The 16,122-nt window shown below is 37.5% G+C and carries 17 protein-coding genes; 5 read left to right on the top strand and 12 right to left on the bottom strand.

Annotation, left to right across the window (positions count from 1 at the left end; translation table 11 throughout):
• Positions 1-417 precede the first annotated feature (417 nt).
• Positions 418-1,299 (bottom strand): nucleotidyltransferase-like protein, encoded by an 882-nt coding sequence (locus tag ACFOUV_RS18405; RefSeq protein WP_379498243.1) that lies wholly within the window; start codon positions 1,297-1,299, stop codon positions 418-420.
• A gap of 124 nt (positions 1,300-1,423) precedes the next feature.
• Between ACFOUV_RS18405 and ACFOUV_RS18400 the strand changes: the two genes are divergently transcribed.
• Both ACFOUV_RS18400 and pabB read left to right on the top strand, forming a co-directional pair.
• Entirely contained in the window at positions 1,424-1,807 is a 384-nt protein-coding gene (locus tag ACFOUV_RS18400; protein WP_379498241.1) for a YgzB family protein, read from the top strand.
• A gap of 82 nt (positions 1,808-1,889) precedes the next feature.
• Positions 1,890-3,623, top strand: coding sequence for an aminodeoxychorismate synthase component I (pabB, locus tag ACFOUV_RS18395; RefSeq protein ID WP_379498240.1), 1,734 nt, complete (start codon positions 1,890-1,892; stop codon positions 3,621-3,623).
• A gap of 289 nt (positions 3,624-3,912) precedes the next feature.
• Here the strand turns inward: pabB and perR are convergent, their stop codons facing one another.
• The 5 genes from perR to ACFOUV_RS18370 form a co-directional block, all read right to left on the bottom strand.
• The gene (gene perR / locus ACFOUV_RS18390) at positions 3,913-4,398 is read right to left on the bottom strand and encodes a peroxide-responsive transcriptional repressor PerR (RefSeq protein WP_379498239.1); all 486 of its coding nucleotides are present in this window, start codon (positions 4,396-4,398) and stop codon (positions 3,913-3,915) included.
• Positions 4,399-4,491: 93 nt separating this feature from the next.
• A complete protein-coding gene (locus ACFOUV_RS18385; RefSeq protein WP_379498238.1) occupies positions 4,492-5,049 on the bottom strand; it encodes a cob(I)yrinic acid a,c-diamide adenosyltransferase in 558 nt (185 codons plus the stop codon).
• Between the two features lies 1 nt (position 5,050).
• Positions 5,051-5,998 (bottom strand): D-2-hydroxyacid dehydrogenase, encoded by a 948-nt coding sequence (locus tag ACFOUV_RS18380; RefSeq protein ID WP_379498237.1) that lies wholly within the window; start codon positions 5,996-5,998, stop codon positions 5,051-5,053.
• Between the two features lie 355 nt (positions 5,999-6,353).
• Positions 6,354-6,821, bottom strand: a complete 468-nt coding sequence (gene bcp / locus ACFOUV_RS18375; protein ID WP_379498236.1) for a thioredoxin-dependent thiol peroxidase — start codon at positions 6,819-6,821, stop codon at positions 6,354-6,356.
• Between the two features lie 58 nt (positions 6,822-6,879).
• Positions 6,880-7,314 carry an ion channel gene (locus tag ACFOUV_RS18370; protein WP_379498235.1) on the bottom strand — a complete coding sequence of 145 codons (435 nt, stop codon included), beginning with the start codon at positions 7,312-7,314 and terminating at the stop codon, positions 6,880-6,882.
• A 186-nt stretch (positions 7,315-7,500) separates the two neighbouring features.
• Here ACFOUV_RS18370 and ACFOUV_RS18365 point away from each other — a divergent pair, with 186 nt between their 5' ends.
• A complete protein-coding gene (locus ACFOUV_RS18365) occupies positions 7,501-8,796 on the top strand; it encodes a glutamate-1-semialdehyde 2,1-aminomutase (protein ID WP_379498234.1) in 1,296 nt (431 codons plus the stop codon).
• A 590-nt stretch (positions 8,797-9,386) separates the two neighbouring features.
• Here the strand turns inward: ACFOUV_RS18365 and ACFOUV_RS18360 are convergent.
• From ACFOUV_RS18360 to ACFOUV_RS18350, 3 genes are all read right to left on the bottom strand, one after another.
• Positions 9,387-11,138: an ABC transporter ATP-binding protein gene (locus tag ACFOUV_RS18360; protein ID WP_379498233.1), complete on the bottom strand. Its 1,752-nt coding sequence runs from the start codon at positions 11,136-11,138 to the stop codon at positions 9,387-9,389.
• Positions 11,139-11,236: 98 nt separating this feature from the next.
• Complete coding sequence (ntdP, locus tag ACFOUV_RS18355) at positions 11,237-11,764, bottom strand: nucleoside tri-diphosphate phosphatase (protein ID WP_379498232.1); 528 nt, start codon at positions 11,762-11,764, stop codon at positions 11,237-11,239.
• A 159-nt stretch (positions 11,765-11,923) separates the two neighbouring features.
• A complete protein-coding gene (locus ACFOUV_RS18350) occupies positions 11,924-12,175 on the bottom strand; it encodes a gamma-type small acid-soluble spore protein (protein WP_379498231.1) in 252 nt (83 codons plus the stop codon).
• Between the two features lie 164 nt (positions 12,176-12,339).
• Between ACFOUV_RS18350 and ACFOUV_RS18345 the strand changes: the two genes are divergently transcribed.
• On the top strand, positions 12,340-12,540 hold the full coding sequence (locus tag ACFOUV_RS18345) for a hypothetical protein (RefSeq protein ID WP_379498230.1): 201 nt from the start codon (positions 12,340-12,342) through the stop codon (positions 12,538-12,540).
• 19 nt (positions 12,541-12,559) lie between these two features.
• On the opposite strand, the gene mutY is transcribed toward ACFOUV_RS18345, so the two are convergent.
• Complete coding sequence (gene mutY, locus ACFOUV_RS18340; RefSeq protein ID WP_379498229.1) at positions 12,560-13,654, bottom strand: A/G-specific adenine glycosylase; 1,095 nt, start codon at positions 13,652-13,654, stop codon at positions 12,560-12,562.
• 67 nt (positions 13,655-13,721) lie between these two features.
• On the opposite strand from mutY, the gene ACFOUV_RS18335 reads away from it, so the two are divergent.
• Entirely contained in the window at positions 13,722-14,708 is a 987-nt protein-coding gene (locus ACFOUV_RS18335) for a metal-dependent hydrolase (protein ID WP_379498228.1), read from the top strand.
• Positions 14,709-14,736: 28 nt separating this feature from the next.
• Here ACFOUV_RS18335 and ACFOUV_RS18330 read toward each other — a convergent pair whose 3' ends face one another.
• Together ACFOUV_RS18330 and recX are read right to left on the bottom strand one after the other, a co-directional pair.
• Positions 14,737-15,072: a YfhH family protein gene (locus tag ACFOUV_RS18330; RefSeq protein ID WP_379498227.1), complete on the bottom strand. Its 336-nt coding sequence runs from the start codon at positions 15,070-15,072 to the stop codon at positions 14,737-14,739.
• A gap of 60 nt (positions 15,073-15,132) precedes the next feature.
• Positions 15,133-15,945, bottom strand: a complete 813-nt coding sequence (recX, locus tag ACFOUV_RS18325) for a recombination regulator RecX (RefSeq protein WP_379498226.1) — start codon at positions 15,943-15,945, stop codon at positions 15,133-15,135.
• Between the last annotated feature and the right edge of the window lie 177 nt (positions 15,946-16,122).

Genomic DNA, 16,122 nt, shown 5'->3' with positions numbered 1-16,122 from the left:
ACCGGTCAATTCCATTTGTGTTCTTAGCTTGTTACTTTCTCAAAAAGTAAAACTTAATGAGTTGTTTCAGAAAGAAAAACAAGTTTTCTTTTCTGTGACATACTGGTTGTTTTGTTCAGTTTTCAAAGAGCAAATTTGTAAGTCGCATCCTTTAGCGGCGACTTCTCTACTATAACATAACCACTGATTTGATGTCAACGATTATTTTTTATTTTTTTGTCGCTATTCCGTGTGGAAATTGGCAACGGATATAACTTTACCATGGTTACTTATTAAAGTCAACGATTATTTTACAATACAATTTCAATTCCTTTACAAAAGCCTAGAGTGCATTTCTACAAGTACTTTTGCTAGCCTTACTGTGATTCATGCACCCAGGACTCTTTAGTAGTTCTGACTATTCTATTCGATCTATCCTTAACTGTTACCCATTTTATTTAAAGTGTATTTTCTATGGAATACGCCAACACCTTTTGTTTCTTCCAGAAATACCGAAATGATGCTCTTCTCAACCAGATAGGAAAGAATGGCACTCAAATCATAGGTGTAAAGTTGAACCTTAGGCAGATTCTTAATATCTGTGTAAGACCAAGGAGCATCCTTTGTCTCCATCATATCCAATAGATGCTTCGCGGATGCCTTTGCTCTATTACTAATAACAAAATCCATGGCAATAATCATTAACTCAATCTTTTGCTTCACTTCTTCATTACTATCAATGAATACTTCATATAGCTTATATACTTCTAGATCAATATTTTTTACTTGTGTCCAGACAGTTACTTCCGGATAATATCCCTTCTCGATTACCGAAAGTCTTGCTAGATAATGAAGTGTGTCTAAGATTTTACTATGCGCGTCTTTAAGTTCTCCTGATTCATATAGAGATTTTGCTTCACTATAGGTCTTTATGAGTTTACCAAAATTAATTGCTTTTCTTACATCCCGTTTCTCAAGGGGGAAATCCCGAAGATGTTTTTTTAAATCATGAATGTATTCATTACGATCAAACACGGTTTTTCCAGAAATGACCCATTCAACCGCTCTTCGATATCCACTTGTATCAATCCACCCCAACAAAGTATCTTCCCTCACAATATGTATTGCTGCCGTTTTATCAGTAATTTCATAATGTTTTACATACCAGGAATGTTCATAGTCCTTAACTATAATAAGCAGTATGACATCGAAATCATCAGTAATCGGGCTTTCAAACTGTGTCTTTTCTATTATTAAAATTCCCAATGTATTGGGATTACTCGCGTGTTCTTGATATATTGGTCTCAGGAAATTTTCCATCATTCATTTCCTCCATTCTTCTATTACTATAATAGTTCGTTACATTTAAGTGAAATCCTTTATTGAGCTACAAAATTTTTATAAATATATGCTATACTACAAATGTAAATTAAGGGGGAACAACATGGCTCAACAATTGGTTTATTCGAGTAAAATAAATAAAATAAGATCATTTGCTTTAATTTTGGTTTTCGGTGGAATTTTATTAATGTATGCAGGGATATTAACTAAGGGCATCGAATGGCTTATGGTTATCTTCTTCTTATTAGGTGTGCTAATGGTATTTTTAAGCTGTGCTGTGTACGTTTGGATAGGTACATTATCGTTAAAGGCGGTACCCGTCGTATGTCCAAGCTGTGAAAAGCCAACGAAAATGCTCGGGCGCGTTGATGCTTGTATGCACTGCAAGCAACCATTGACGATGGATCGGAATTTGGAAGGCGAAGAATTTGATGAAAAATACAATAAACGGAAATATGCAAAAGTAAATAAAAACAACAATAAGTAAAGCTAAATCCGTCGATACCGGCGGATTTTTTTAAAAGGATTATAGAAATTCCTATATACCTGTAAGAAGGGAAGAACGTTGGATGATACCACTGCTGCATTTTGATTTTATTAACGAGGATGGAAAAAACAATCCATTATTATTTAAACATCCCATCAAAATCATTTCCACCTCTTTAATAGAAGAAGTAATTCCTTTACTGGAACAAATTGAGAGAGAAACAATTAACGGGTATTATGCTGCCGGTTATATCTCCTATGAAGCTTCACCCGCTTTTGACCAAGCTTATAAGGTGAATCCCAATTCAGAAATGCCTCTCCTCTGGTTTGGGATTTTTGATAAACCCGAAGAGACGCTTCTTCAAAGCTTTGAAGACTTTTCCTCCTCGAAGTGGAAACCCCAAACAAACGTAAATGAATATAACGAACATATTAATCAAATCAAAAATTATATTGAGCAAGGTATTACCTATCAAGCTAATTATACAATTCGAATGCAATCAGAATTCGCTGGAAACTCTATCTCTTATTACAATAGATTAGCACAAGCGCAGGCAGCTAATTACAGTGCCTATTTAAATATAGGAGACTACTCTGTCATTTCCGCCTCACCCGAACTATTTTTTCACTTAAAAGAAGGTACGATTACGACAAAGCCAATGAAAGGCACCGTCGGCCGAGGAAAGAATCAACAAGAAGATAAATTTAATGCCAACTGGTTGTACCAATCTGAAAAAAATCGTGCTGAAAATGTGATGATCGTTGATTTATTACGGAATGATCTTGGAATGATCGCAAAACAAGGGAGTGTAGAGGTACCCAGTTTATATTCAATTGAAGAATATCCAACTGTCTTCCAGATGACTTCAACCGTTACTGGGGAAGTTCCCAATGATAAAACGATTACTGATATTTTTAAAGCACTATTTCCCTGTGGTTCAATCACTGGAGCACCTAAAATAAGTACAATGAATATTATTAATGACCTAGAGAGCAGTCCAAGAGAAGTTTACTGCGGTGCCATTGGTTATATAACTCCTGACAAAGAGGCCATTTTTAATGTGCCGATTCGTACAGTAATCATTGATAATAAAAACGGAAATGCCCATTATGGTGTAGGTGGCGGTATTACTTGGGACTCTACAGAAAAAGAAGAATATAATGAGGTCCTCCTTAAAGCAAAAGTATTGGATTTCGAACCTCTCGAATTTGATTTACTTGAATCACTTGGACTCGAAGACGGATCCTATCTTGTTTTAGACAATCATTTAAACAGGCTACGCCGGACAGCAAAACATTTTAAATATAAATTAGATACGACTACTGTCAAACAAAAATTGCATGCATATGCAGCACAACACGCTGAAGGAAATTGGAAGGTTCGATTACTTTTAAATCGAAAAGGTGATCTCTATATAGAAGGAAGTGAAATTAAACCATTTGCAGAGCCTGTTCAAATCGAATTGGCAACGATACCTGTATCGAAAGAAAATGTATTCCTCCATTACAAAACAACAAACCGGGGGGTCTATGAAAATATTTTAAAACAGCATCCAAATGCTTTTGATGTTCTGTTATGGAATGACGAAAAGGAAATTACTGAATTCACCACAGGAAATGTAGTCGTAGAGATAAATGATATACTATATACTCCTTCCTTGGACTCCGGTCTCTTAGCAGGCACATACAGGGAAGATTTACTCGAAAAAGGTAGGATTTCAGAAAGAAAAATAGCGATTGAAGAGCTTTCAACGGTTTCAAGAATCTGGTTGATCAACAGTGTCCGGAAGTGGGTACCAGTGATATTGAAGAATTAATCAGAACAAAAGCGCAAGCGCCCGTTAAGGGACGTACGGACTGCGCCCCGTACTGTGGGGTGGTTCAACTTGTTGAAGATTCCTACGGAGGAGATAAAGGAAACACGGCGACCGTAGGGAGTCGATGTTGACTTATCGCACGGAGGTGAGGGAAGTCTCGCTAGTCCCTGGTCCGCTTGCGCTAGACGTGGCTGTCTATGTGTTAGAATTAATTGCTGCAAAATTATATACTCTCTTATCTTTCAAAAAAAACCAAATGCTTTAATGGCATTTGGTTTTCTACTTATTTTTAGTGTTTCTGTGCTGGCAGTTTCTGACATCCATCACATTTACCGTATACTTCTAGACGGTGATGACTCACATCAAATCCTGTGACCTGCTCCGCAAGCGATTCTACTTCATCGAGGGATGGATAATGAAAATCAACTATCTTTCCACATGCTTCACAAATGATATGATAGTGATCGGACGTGTTACAGTCAAAGCGACTTGACGAATCACCATAAGTCAATTCCCGAACCAGCCCAATCTCCTTTAATACGCGCAGGTTATTATATACAGTTGCTACACTCATATTTGGAAACTTTCCTTCCAACGCTTTATATATTTCATCAGCTGTCGGATGGACCATTGCATTAAGCAAGTATTCAAGAACTGCATGACGTTGTGGTGTGATACGGACGCCTGAGTCCTTCAATGTATCAATCGCTTCCCGTAATCGTTCTTCAGACACCGTCAACCACCTCTCTTTCAAATATATTCCGTTTAATAACATTATTAGATTATAATCTTTATAATTAGTGTACCTGTCTTCATAGCATTCTGTCAATAATAGTATATTATTCACTGGAAATTACATTACCATTATTTAAATGTCAACTTTTAATGTTAACTCTTCTACCCCGGTTTTTTTATTAACATATCTGGCTGCCACAAATAAGAAATCAGATAAGCGATTCAAATAAGATAAAACAAGATCATTCTCCAATTCATCACCCAAACCTACAGCCATTCGCTCTGCCCTTCTAACAACTGTTCTTGCAGTATGCAGGGCACCTGATGTACTGTGACCGGAAGGCAGTATAAAGTTCTTTAATGGTTCCAGATGTTGGTCCCAATCATCAATCTGTTTTTCCATTTCTTTTATATGATCTTCTTTCAACTTCCACGTAACTTCCTTATCTTTTGGAGTGGAAAGTTCCGACCCAACATGAAAAAGAATTGTTTGAACACGGTGCATCTGTTCAAGGAAGTCATCTTTTCCATCCCAATCTTCTTTATCCAAAAAACCTAGTGCCAAACCAATAACAGAATTAGCTTCATCGCAAGTCCCATAAGCTTCTACACGTAAATGATTTTTAGGAACACGTTTCCCGTAAACCAATGATGTTTGACCTTTGTCACCTGAACGAGTATAAATGCGCATATTAATACCCCCTGGAAAGATTTATTTTATTGATATAGTTGTCTTTTTTTTCCATATAATTTTCTAGATTAGCTGTAAAGATTTCCATCGCTCTTTTCACATAATCTGGAGACAAACCAGAAATATGTGGTGTAATCGTAATTTTATCTTCGCTCCAAAATGGATGATCCTCAGGTAATGGTTCTTCTTCAAACACATCCAATACAACATGAGCAATATCCCCATTTTGAACTGCCTTTAGGATTGTTGCCGTTTTTACTGCATCTCCGCGTCCCATATTCAGAAAAACACCATGTTCAGGCATGGAATGAAAATGTTCTTCTTTAAAAAAGTCTTTTGTCTCTTCCGTGCTCGGCAGAACAGAGACAAGAAAATCTGCTTGCGTCAAAACTTTTTTCAATTTATCATTCGTATGATTTTCATCAAAGAATTCTACCTTCTTGCCACTTCTTGAAATACCAATTGTCTCCATCCGAAACGCTTTGGCAATACGCGCTACTTCTTGTCCAATCGCCCCTGTTCCAGCAATGACGATTGTCTTCCCGGTAATTTCGTTAACCTTTATCGATTTATCCCATTTTTTATCTGTTTCGTTCTTCATTAAAAATTTTCCCTGACGATATACTTGTAACAGCATAGATATAGCATATTCAGCCATTTGCACTTTATGTATTCCCCTGGCGTTTGTAACCACAATTCCCTTTTCCTCTAAAAATTGACATGGTAAATCATCTACTCCTGCAGACAATACCATGACCCACTTCAGACTGGCAGCGTTTTTTAGTAATTCCTCCGTTAAATCACTTCCATAAGTTACAAGAACTTCTGCCTCTGTTATGTGTTTGACTGTTTCCTCCTTACTTTCCGAATAGACAAATGTAAGTGAGTGGAAATTCGCCTCTAGCTTATCTTTATGTTTTCTTGAAACCTTAGCAGTAAATAAAATCATTGCCGTTCCCTCCCCTGTTCTTCTACTTATATAGTAAACGTTTTCTCACTGACTGAAAAGTATTAACAAAAGCGCAAGCGCCCGTTAAGGGACGTACGGACTGCGCCCCGTACTGTGGGGTGGTTCAACTTGTTGAACATTCCTACGTAGGAGATAAAGGAAACACGGCGACCGTAGGGAGTCGATGTTGACTTACCGCACGGAGGTGAAGGAAGTCTCGCTAGTCCCTGGGCGCTGGAGCTGGACGTGGCTGTTTATGCATTAGAATTAATTGCTGCCAAAATTATCTTTCTTATCTTTGAACAAATGCAAAGCAATTAAAAAACAGCCCTGAAATGGACTGTTCTCTTTTAAACTATACGTTTTCCTTTATAAATGTCAGTGCTTCTTCCACATGCCCATTTACTTTAACTTTCCGATATTCTTTTTGGAGTTTTCCCTCTTTATCGAGAATAAACGTGGAGCGTTCGATTCCATAATATTCTTTACCAAAATTCTTTTTCAATTTCCATACATCAAAGTTCTCTGCTACCTTATGATCTTCATCAGCCAAAAGCATAAACGGCAACTCATGTTTATCAATGAATTTCTGGTGACTTTTCACTGGGTCAGGGCTTATTCCAATGATTACCGCATCCAGTTCAGCAAAGCTCTCATGTTGATCACGAAAATCACAAGCCTCTGTGGTGCATCCCGGAGTCATATCTTTTGGATAGAAATACAAAACAACATGTTTTCCTTCAAAATCAGATAAGCTAATCTCTTCCCCTGAATGATTCTGTAATGTGAAGTCTTCTACCTTTTTACCAACTTCAACTGTCATATGATACCCCTCCATAAATAACGAATTAGATTTACTATATCATATAGAAGAAACAGAATCATTTTTCCCTGCTTCTCCCACTAAATTGCACCATTTTCAATACAAATGCAGCAGGCAGGATGTACCCAATTAATGCTTCTGTTAAAGCAATAAACCGGCCAATCCCAACAGGTGTTATATCACCATATCCAATCGTAAGCATGGTGACACCACTGAAATAAATCGAATGTATAATGGAACCAAGTATACTTACCTGGCGCAACTCCCCATTCTCCACAAGAATAATTCCCTGAAAGGAGAGGATAAAATAAATCAGTCCATAGCCAAACATCACAATAATATAAATGACCAATAACGATAAAAACACTTCTGTTGAAAAATGATTATCCCATGTTTTAATCATTACATGTCGTTTTTTACCGAGGATAAAATCATATAAACTCTTTATGACTATAAAACAAACAGCAAGAAACAATAGCCAAGGTATTATCATTTTAGAAGGCCCCTTTTTTTATATCTTTTATATGATATATGTATGCAAAATATCCGTCTGCTTGTCTCTTAAAATTAAAAATATGCAATGGATGACAGAATCAATATCCATGTATTCCTTAGATTATTTTGTTATATTAGTAAATGTTACATGTTCCGCATGGACATTTAAGGGAGGAAAATATAGATGAATCATAGAAAATCAGAGGAACTGCATACAGAAGCATTAGAACATATTGTTGGTGGTGTCAATTCACCATCACGTTCCTTTAAAGCTGTAGGTGGCGGTTCACCAGTATACATGGAACGTGGCCAAGGTCCCTATTTCTGGGATGTGGATGGGAATAAATATATCGATTATCTTGCAGCATACGGTCCCATTATCACAGGACATGCCCATCCACATATTGCAAAGGCAATTGCACATGCTGCAACTACTGGCGTCTTATACGGAACTCCAACAAAACTGGAAAATCAATTTGCTAAAATGCTTAAAGAAGCGATTCCTTCACTTGAAAGAATACGATTTAACAATTCTGGTACAGAAGCCGTTATGACAACAATTCGAGTTGCAAGAGCTTATACGGGGCGAGATAAAATTATTAAATTCGCAGGTTGTTATCATGGCCATTTCGATGCTGTATTAGTCCAGGCTGGTTCAGGCCCTTCCACATTGGGTACCCCAGATTCTGCAGGAGTTCCTAAATCGACTGCAGCGGATGTCATTACAGTTCCTTTTAATGACCTTAACGCTTACAAAGAAGCTTTGGCAAAATGGGGCGATCAAATCGCAGCCGTATTAGTAGAACCGATAGTTGGAAACTTTGGGATTGTCGAGCCACATGAAGGTTTCCTTCAAGAAATCAATGATTTAACCCATCAAGCAGGTGCTCTCGTAATCTACGACGAAGTAATTACAGCATTTCGATTCACTTATGGCAGTGCACAGCAGCTTTATGGTGTAGAACCGGATATGACAGCTATGGGTAAAATAATCGGTGGCGGTCTACCAATTGGCGCTTATGGTGGACGAAAAGATATTATGGAACAAGTTGCACCGCTTGGACCTGCCTATCAAGCTGGAACAATGGCTGGAAACCCGGCATCCATGGCATCTGGAATTGCCTGTCTGGAAGTATTAAAACAAGATGGTGTATATGAAAAACTGGATATGCTTGGAGAAAAGTTGGAAAATGGTATTCTTGCAAAAGCGGAAGAATTTGGAATTGTGATTACCGTAAACCGTTTACGTGGGGCACTTACCGTTTATTTCGGCGAAGAACATATAACGAATTATGCTCAAGCAGAAGCAACGGATGGCGAGACATTTGGTACGTTTTTTAAATTAATGCTGGAGCAAGGGATTAACCTAGCACCATCTAAATATGAAGCATGGTTCCTAACAACCGAACATAAAGAATCAGATATCGAAGAAACAATTGACGCTGTAGGCAAAGCCTTTAAAATAATGGCAGGTAAATAAAAACGAAATGTTTGTTGCTCTCTCAGTCCTCGCAGAGTTGAGATAAACTGCGAAGTAACTGCTATCTGACCGTCCGTGATCGCTCTGGGCGGATGCTTTCCGCGGGCACGGCCTCAGCCTCCTCGCGGAAACCCCACCGCTGCGGGGTCTTCGGACACGTGCTATTCCCGCAGGAGTCACCGCCCACATCGATGCCGGACTGGTGAAGTTGTGATAGATTTTTATCTAATATCACTAAGCTGCTAATCTTTTGTAGGCTTAACACTAGCTCTGGGAAATATACGAAGACTCCAGCGGGAGGAAAGGCATAGGTGAGACTCTGAAATGCGTTAGCATGAAGAGGCTCACCAGCCGCCCGCGGAAAGCGAAGTATATTTCCCAGAGCGGTCGCCGAAGCTTCTGCATACTGTTAGAAATCAACCAACAGTTACTTCATAGTTTATAGATTTTACGTAAAAATCAACATTAAAAATGACCTCTCCTATTCGGTAGAGGTCATTTCTTATACTTTAAGAAAGTACTATTGCAGTAATTAATTTACAGCCGTGACCAGATGCAGAGTCCCCCTCACCGGTCGCTTCCGCTTTTGCTTATTCTTCATCCAAATGCTGAATTTGATATAAATCATAATAATGACCCTGCATTTGCATTAGCTCATTATGGGAACCGACTTCAACAATCTGCCCATTTTCTACAACAACAATTCGATTTGCATGTGTGATGGTAGCCAATCGATGTGCAACAATAAAGGTTGTACGCTCAGAAGCTAATCTCTCCATCGTTTCCTGTATCAAGTGTTCACTTTCTAAATCAAGTGCAGATGTTGCTTCATCAAATATCAATATCGGAGGATTTTTCAAAAATACGCGCGCGATAGCCACACGTTGTTTTTGTCCACCAGACAATTTCACACCACGTTCACCGACTAATGTATCATAGCCATTTGGCAGCGTTTTGATAAAGTCATGCGCATTCGCAGCCTTTGCAGCCTCAACTACTTCTTTATCCGTGGCATCCGGGTTTCCCATCCGAATGTTCATTGCAATCGATTCACTGAAGAGAATATTATCTTGCAGCACCATTCCAATATTATTTCGTAAAGATCTGGCTTTCATATCGCGAATATCGATTCCATCTACTTTAATTGCACCGCCAGTAACATCATAGAAACGTGGGATCAGACTAATCAACGTTGATTTTCCCCCACCACTCATACCAACAAAGGCAATCGTTTCACCTTTTTCGACATTTAGACGGATATTCTCTAGTACAGGAATTTCTTCTTCGTCATATCGAAAAGAGACATTATCAAATTCAACTGCTCCATTTACTCTACCTGGCTCAACCGCATTATCCTTATCAACAATATCGTACTTCTCATTCATAAATTCAAACACACGATCAATAGAAGCTATTGCCTGAACAAGCGTTGTAGAAGAGTTAATAAGCCTTCTTAATGGACTATATACTCTTTCCATGTAACCAACAAATGCAACCATCGTACCCATTGTTACATTTCCCAAAATTACTTGATATCCGGCAAAAGCAATTACTAAAAGGGGAGCAAGATCTGTAATTGTATTTGTAACGGCAAAGGTTTTGGCATTCCAGTCCGTATGGTGTAATGCTTTATTGAGAAAATTTTTGTTCCGGGTTTGAAATTGACCTTGTTCATATTCTTCCAAGGCAAAGCTTCTTGTCACTGGAACACCTTGTACCCGTTCATGCAGATGTCCTTGAACCTCTGCCAGAGCTTGTGACCTCTCTCTTGTCAAACTACGTAATTTGCCGAAGAAATATTTGATTGCAAATCCAAATAACGGAAATAAAATAATAGAAACAATGGTTAAACCTACGTCCATTGTCAACATAATACAAATTGCAATAATAATTGTAATAAGATCAAGCCAAATATTCATTAATCCAGTAATCACGAAATTCTTCGTTTGTTCGACATCATTTATTACCCGGGAAATAATTTCGCCGGTTTTTGTCTGAGAATAGAATTTCAAGCTCAGTTTTTGTATGTGATCAAATAGCTTGTCCCTAATATCATACAAAATGTTGTTCCCTACCCATTGTGCAAGATATTGTCTAATATATTCAATGGGTGGACGGAGTACAAGAAATACAACAAATGATATCCCCATAATCCATAGCAGATTACTGATTTTCTCTGAATCATTGAGATTCTCCGCACCGATAATATCATCAATCACATATTTTAAGATTAAAGGCATTAGTAATGGAATACCAAATTTAATAATTCCAACTAAAATTGTCCAGAGTATCTTCCATTTATATGGTTTTACAAACTCCATGTACTGCTTAACACTGCTCATTTTTAATCTTCCCCTATTGTTTGTGTCCATAGAAAATCCCTGTTACGAGTTAGTAACAAGGATAAATCCTTTTGCTGAATGAGTTGATTCAAGATAGTTTAACGATATGTCAAATATCGCTCGTACCACCCGTCTACAAAATCAGGAGCAAACGGTCCTTTCCTTTGCCTTACCCATCGTAACAGATATTCCATATTATTATAAAGAATTCGATCAAGTACAACCGGATAATTCATTAATTCTTTATGTTCATCATATTCATCTTCATCCAGAAGATCATAGGTCATATCTGGATACACTTTAACATCCAAGTCATAATCAATATATTTTAATGCTTCATCATCGTATATAAAAGGAGAACTAATATTGCAGTAATAATGGATTCCATCTTCGCGCAGCATACCAATAATATTAAACCAATACTTCGCATGGAAATAACATATTGCCGGTTCCCTTGTAATCCATGTCCGGCCATCACTTTCTCTCACCAGTGTTCGATCATTAGCTCCAATAACAATGGATTCGGTACCTTTTAAAACGACACTATTCTCCCACGTCCGATGCAGCCGTCCATTATGTTTGTAACTCTGTATTTGCATTTTAGAACCCGCCCTCGGAGCCATCATACGATCTGTCCTTTCCCCTTATAGTTATACCGTTTTCATTTTATTCATTAATTATAAAGGTAACAACTCCAAATATAAAGCATAACGAATAACCAAAAAAAGAGCTTCCCTTTATTATTGAAGGGAAACTCTTTTTTTTAAACGTGAAAAATCGATTTGTTACTTTTTGTTTGATTGAGATTTTTGGTTTTGTTTTCTTACTTCCTGCGCATTTGTCTCGGAAGCAAACTCAGTACCAAACTGTCCTTGTCCTTTTGCTGCTTGTTGGTTTTGTTTTCTTACTTCTTGAGCATTTGTTTCAGAAGCAAATTCAGTACCAAACTGTCCTTGCCCTTTTGCTGCTTGTTGGTTTTGTTGCTTCACTTTTTGAACGTTTGTACCTGCAGTTGTTTGATTTGGTTTTTTAGCCATCACTATCACCTCCGCAATAATTAATTTATCCATTTCACAAAAACTTATCCAATGAATTTTTATTAATTAGCAGAACGTCATACAGGAAATATTACCAGCGAATAAAACCCTTGAAATAGCATAAGTTATGAATGCGATTTACTTCATTATTGGAGGACATGGCTATGAATAATACACCAAGAGACTTTACAGAACTGTCCATGATGAGTAAGACGATATGGCAGGATAACGAATTACAATATTTTCAACATGCACTTTCACAAATTCTCCCTTATATAAATTCAGAAGGATTAACCATTCTACATGAAATCAATAAGGAAATGTATAAGCGAGTGGAAAACAGTCAGGACTCCCACTATGAATGAGGGAGTCCTGACTGTTTTTTTATACTGTATCTTCTTCGATTGAGCTATTGATGTATTGCAGCATTTTTTGATGGGATACAGGAAACGGATACTTGGTAATGTCGTCTCGATGAACAAAAATGATTCGATCGTCATGTATTTCTGTCTGCGTTGTTTTAGCTTCGAAAATTTCCAATTTCCAAATAAGGTGGGAAAACACATGCTTCAAATTCCCTACTTTTTTCCTAAGATGAATATGTACTCCATACTCACTGTAGATCCAATTTACGAGATGATCCATACCGATCTCTTCTATTGGAACCATTGGAAATTGCCATAGGTTTGCGAGTAATCCATTTTCTAATCTTTTTTCAATTACAAAATCCCCATTTTTATTTTCGATTAATAAGACGACATAGGATAGGCTCTTTTGTTTCTTGGCCTTCTTTTTAATTGGTAACTCGTCCTGTATACCTTCAGCAAATGCTCTGCAATACGCTTGTACAGGGCAGAGCATACAACCTGGTGATTTTGGTGTGCAGATTGTTGCACCAAGATCCATAATTGCCTGATTAAATGACGATGGATCTTCTTTTGATATTAATTCACGCACATAATCCTCAAATAATTTCTTTGTGCTTTGCTGTGCGATATCTTCTTCTATTTTCAGAACCCTTGAGAAAACACGCATGACATTACCGTCGACAGCAGGTTCTGGTTGATTAAAGGCAATAGACAAGATCGCTCCCTTGGTATAAGGTCCAATTCCTTTTAATGAGCCCAATTCCTTAGGCGTAGAAGGCACCTTACCACCATATTCCTCTACGACTTCCCTTACCGCGTTTTGAAGATTCCTTGCACGGGAATAGTAACCTAGACCTTCCCATGCTTTGAGGACATCTTGTTGTTCTGCAGCGGCTAGCTCGTAAACGCTTGGATATTTCTCTATAAAGTGATTAAAATAAGGGATAACAGTATCCACCTTAGTCTGTTGCAGCATAATTTCGGAGACCCATATTTTATATGGATCATTTTCACTTCGCCACGGAAGATCACGTTTACTTTCGGCATACCAGTGAAGAAGATCATGTTCAAATTGTAACTTGTTGAAATTCTTTAATATTTGATTAGTCATCATTGCACTTCCTTTGTGTTACAATAACTTAAAAGATTTATGTTTCCCTTAAGGAGGAACTTTTTATATGGATACTGGCACTCATATTGTAATGGGTATCGCGCTGGGGGGACTGGCCACTTTAGACCCTGTAGTGCATAGCGATCCTGCACTATTCAATGCTGTATTGGTAGGGACTGTAATTGGTTCACACGCTCCGGATTTTGATACCGTTTTTAAACTGAAAAATAATGCAACTTATATACGTCATCATCGTGGTGCTTCTCACTCGATTCCCGCAATCATACTATGGGGATTGCTTGTTTCCGGTATGATATATATGTTCGTTCCACATGTTAACTATTTGCATTTATGGCTATGGACATTTTTGGCTGTCATCATCCATGTCTTCGTTGACCTGTTTAATGCATATGGTACCCAGGCATTCAGGCCATTCAGCAATAAATGGATAGCCAAGGGATTTATCAACACCTTTGACCCCTATATATTCTTCCTGAACATCGCAGGAATTGCCGCTTGGGCTCTCGGAGCACATCCAGGCTATACGTGGTTGACCATTTACACGGTCATTATATTATATTATATCAAACGTTATATGGACAAAAGAGAAATTGTAAAAAAAATAAAAGATTATTATCCGGATACTATTGAAATTGCAACTTCACCGACGATTAAACAAAACTTTTGGCGTGTTGCTATTACAACTGAAGATAAGTTCTATGTAGGTACTGTCGAAAATCGTCACATTGAAATTGTCGATGAGTTTTGGAAAGTACCTTTACCTGACAATTCCATTATGGAGGTAGCAAAAACGGATAAAAACATTCAGGCGTTCTTAAATTTCTCTCCCGTGTATCGTTGGGAAATCAATCACTTCGACTCTGTAACAGAGGTGCGCTTTATTGATTTAAGATATCGTTCAAAAAGCTACTATCCATTCGTTGCGGTTGTACAAATTAATGAAAACATGGAAATTATCAGTTCCTATACAGGATGGATTTTTTCCGAGCACAAACTCAAAAGTAAATTATATGTTGGCGACCCAACCACATAGAAAAACAGCAGGTACACGCCTGCTGTTTTTATTTTGTTACCTTCTTACCAAGTAATGAAATGGGAAGCGCTTCTTCTTTTTCATACATTTCTTCGAGAAGATTAATTCGGTGTCCCCATGCGAAAACACCATTTATATAGTTAATTTTAAATGTAAAGCCAGGCTCCATTTTCAATTGATATTTCTCTTCAGCTGAAAAGTCACCTGGGTTTATTGTATATGCTAAAGCAACCTGCATTTTGCGCTCATTTATTTGAACTTCTGAAACATTCCCCAATTGCTCTGCTTTCTGAGCCTTTTCTTTCAAAACACCTATTTCTCTATGTAGTTGTTCAATGGAATAATCACTGTATCGATAGTTCATCTTGTTCTCCCCTTCCCCATCCCTATTTTACCAATTGTTTCATAGAAATGAAAACCCTTTTTATTCCTCTATTCTTTCATCTAAAAACGTGTTAATGATCTCAAATGAAAATCCTTTCCGATACAAACCTTCTGTCACTTTTCTTCGTAATTCATATCCTTCATGCTTCGTTTCATGCTTTCGTAACAGTTTCTCTCCTTGATAAACGAGTGCATCCCATTCCACATTTGAATTTTTTTCTTCCTGGATATCTGCAAATGCTTCCTTGATCGCAGACTGTGCAAAACCCTTTTGCATTAAATTCGTTTGCAGCTGCTGTACCTGTTTTCGGAATGATTCCTTTTTACTCTTATTTATTTTTTTGGACATTAGTTTTTTAATTTTTTCATATTGTTTCTCAAACGGATAATTCTCAAGTGCTGATTCTGCAATGATTGTCGAAACACCTTTATCAATCAATTCCTTTTTAATGAGTTTTGGACCTTTCGACGAGGTGTTCATTCTCGAACGGACAAACATGATTGCAAACTGCTCGTCATCAATAAGTTTCTCATCTGTCAGCTTTTTAATAATTTGACCAATGTGCTCCTCATCGACTTCCTTTTTCACTAAATAATCGATTATTTCTTTTCTAGTTCGCATTCGAAAGCTTAAAAAGTTAATGGCTTGGGTATATGATTTATGTAGTGTATCTTTTTGAATGAGTGTGCCAATCATGGAATCGTCCAATTCAAAACCTTTATGAAGCCGATATTCGATTAATATGGCTTCATCCACACTAAAGCCGTACTCTTCACCATCAGCAGTGTTTAAAAAGATATTGAATCGATTCTTATGCTTTACTTGTGTTGTGATCCGGGTAATTTTCCTCAACGTTCTCACCCCTTTTCTTTATAATAACAGAACGAGCATCAAGATACCCAGTAAGCAACATGGAAAAATAATCACTACATTTATATTCCATGTTGCTTCTCTTGATAAATGAAATAATTTATGGATTACTACGGTAAGAATTGAATTGAAGTATATAATAGGAATGGAATAGGTTTT

Origin of the sequence: Oceanobacillus longus, from assembly GCF_042650085.1 — a bacterium.
GTDB lineage: Bacteria > Bacillota > Bacilli > Bacillales > Amphibacillaceae > Oceanobacillus > Oceanobacillus longus.
Note: the sequence above shows the minus strand (reverse complement) of the source record. Positions and strands in the feature narration are given on the sequence as shown.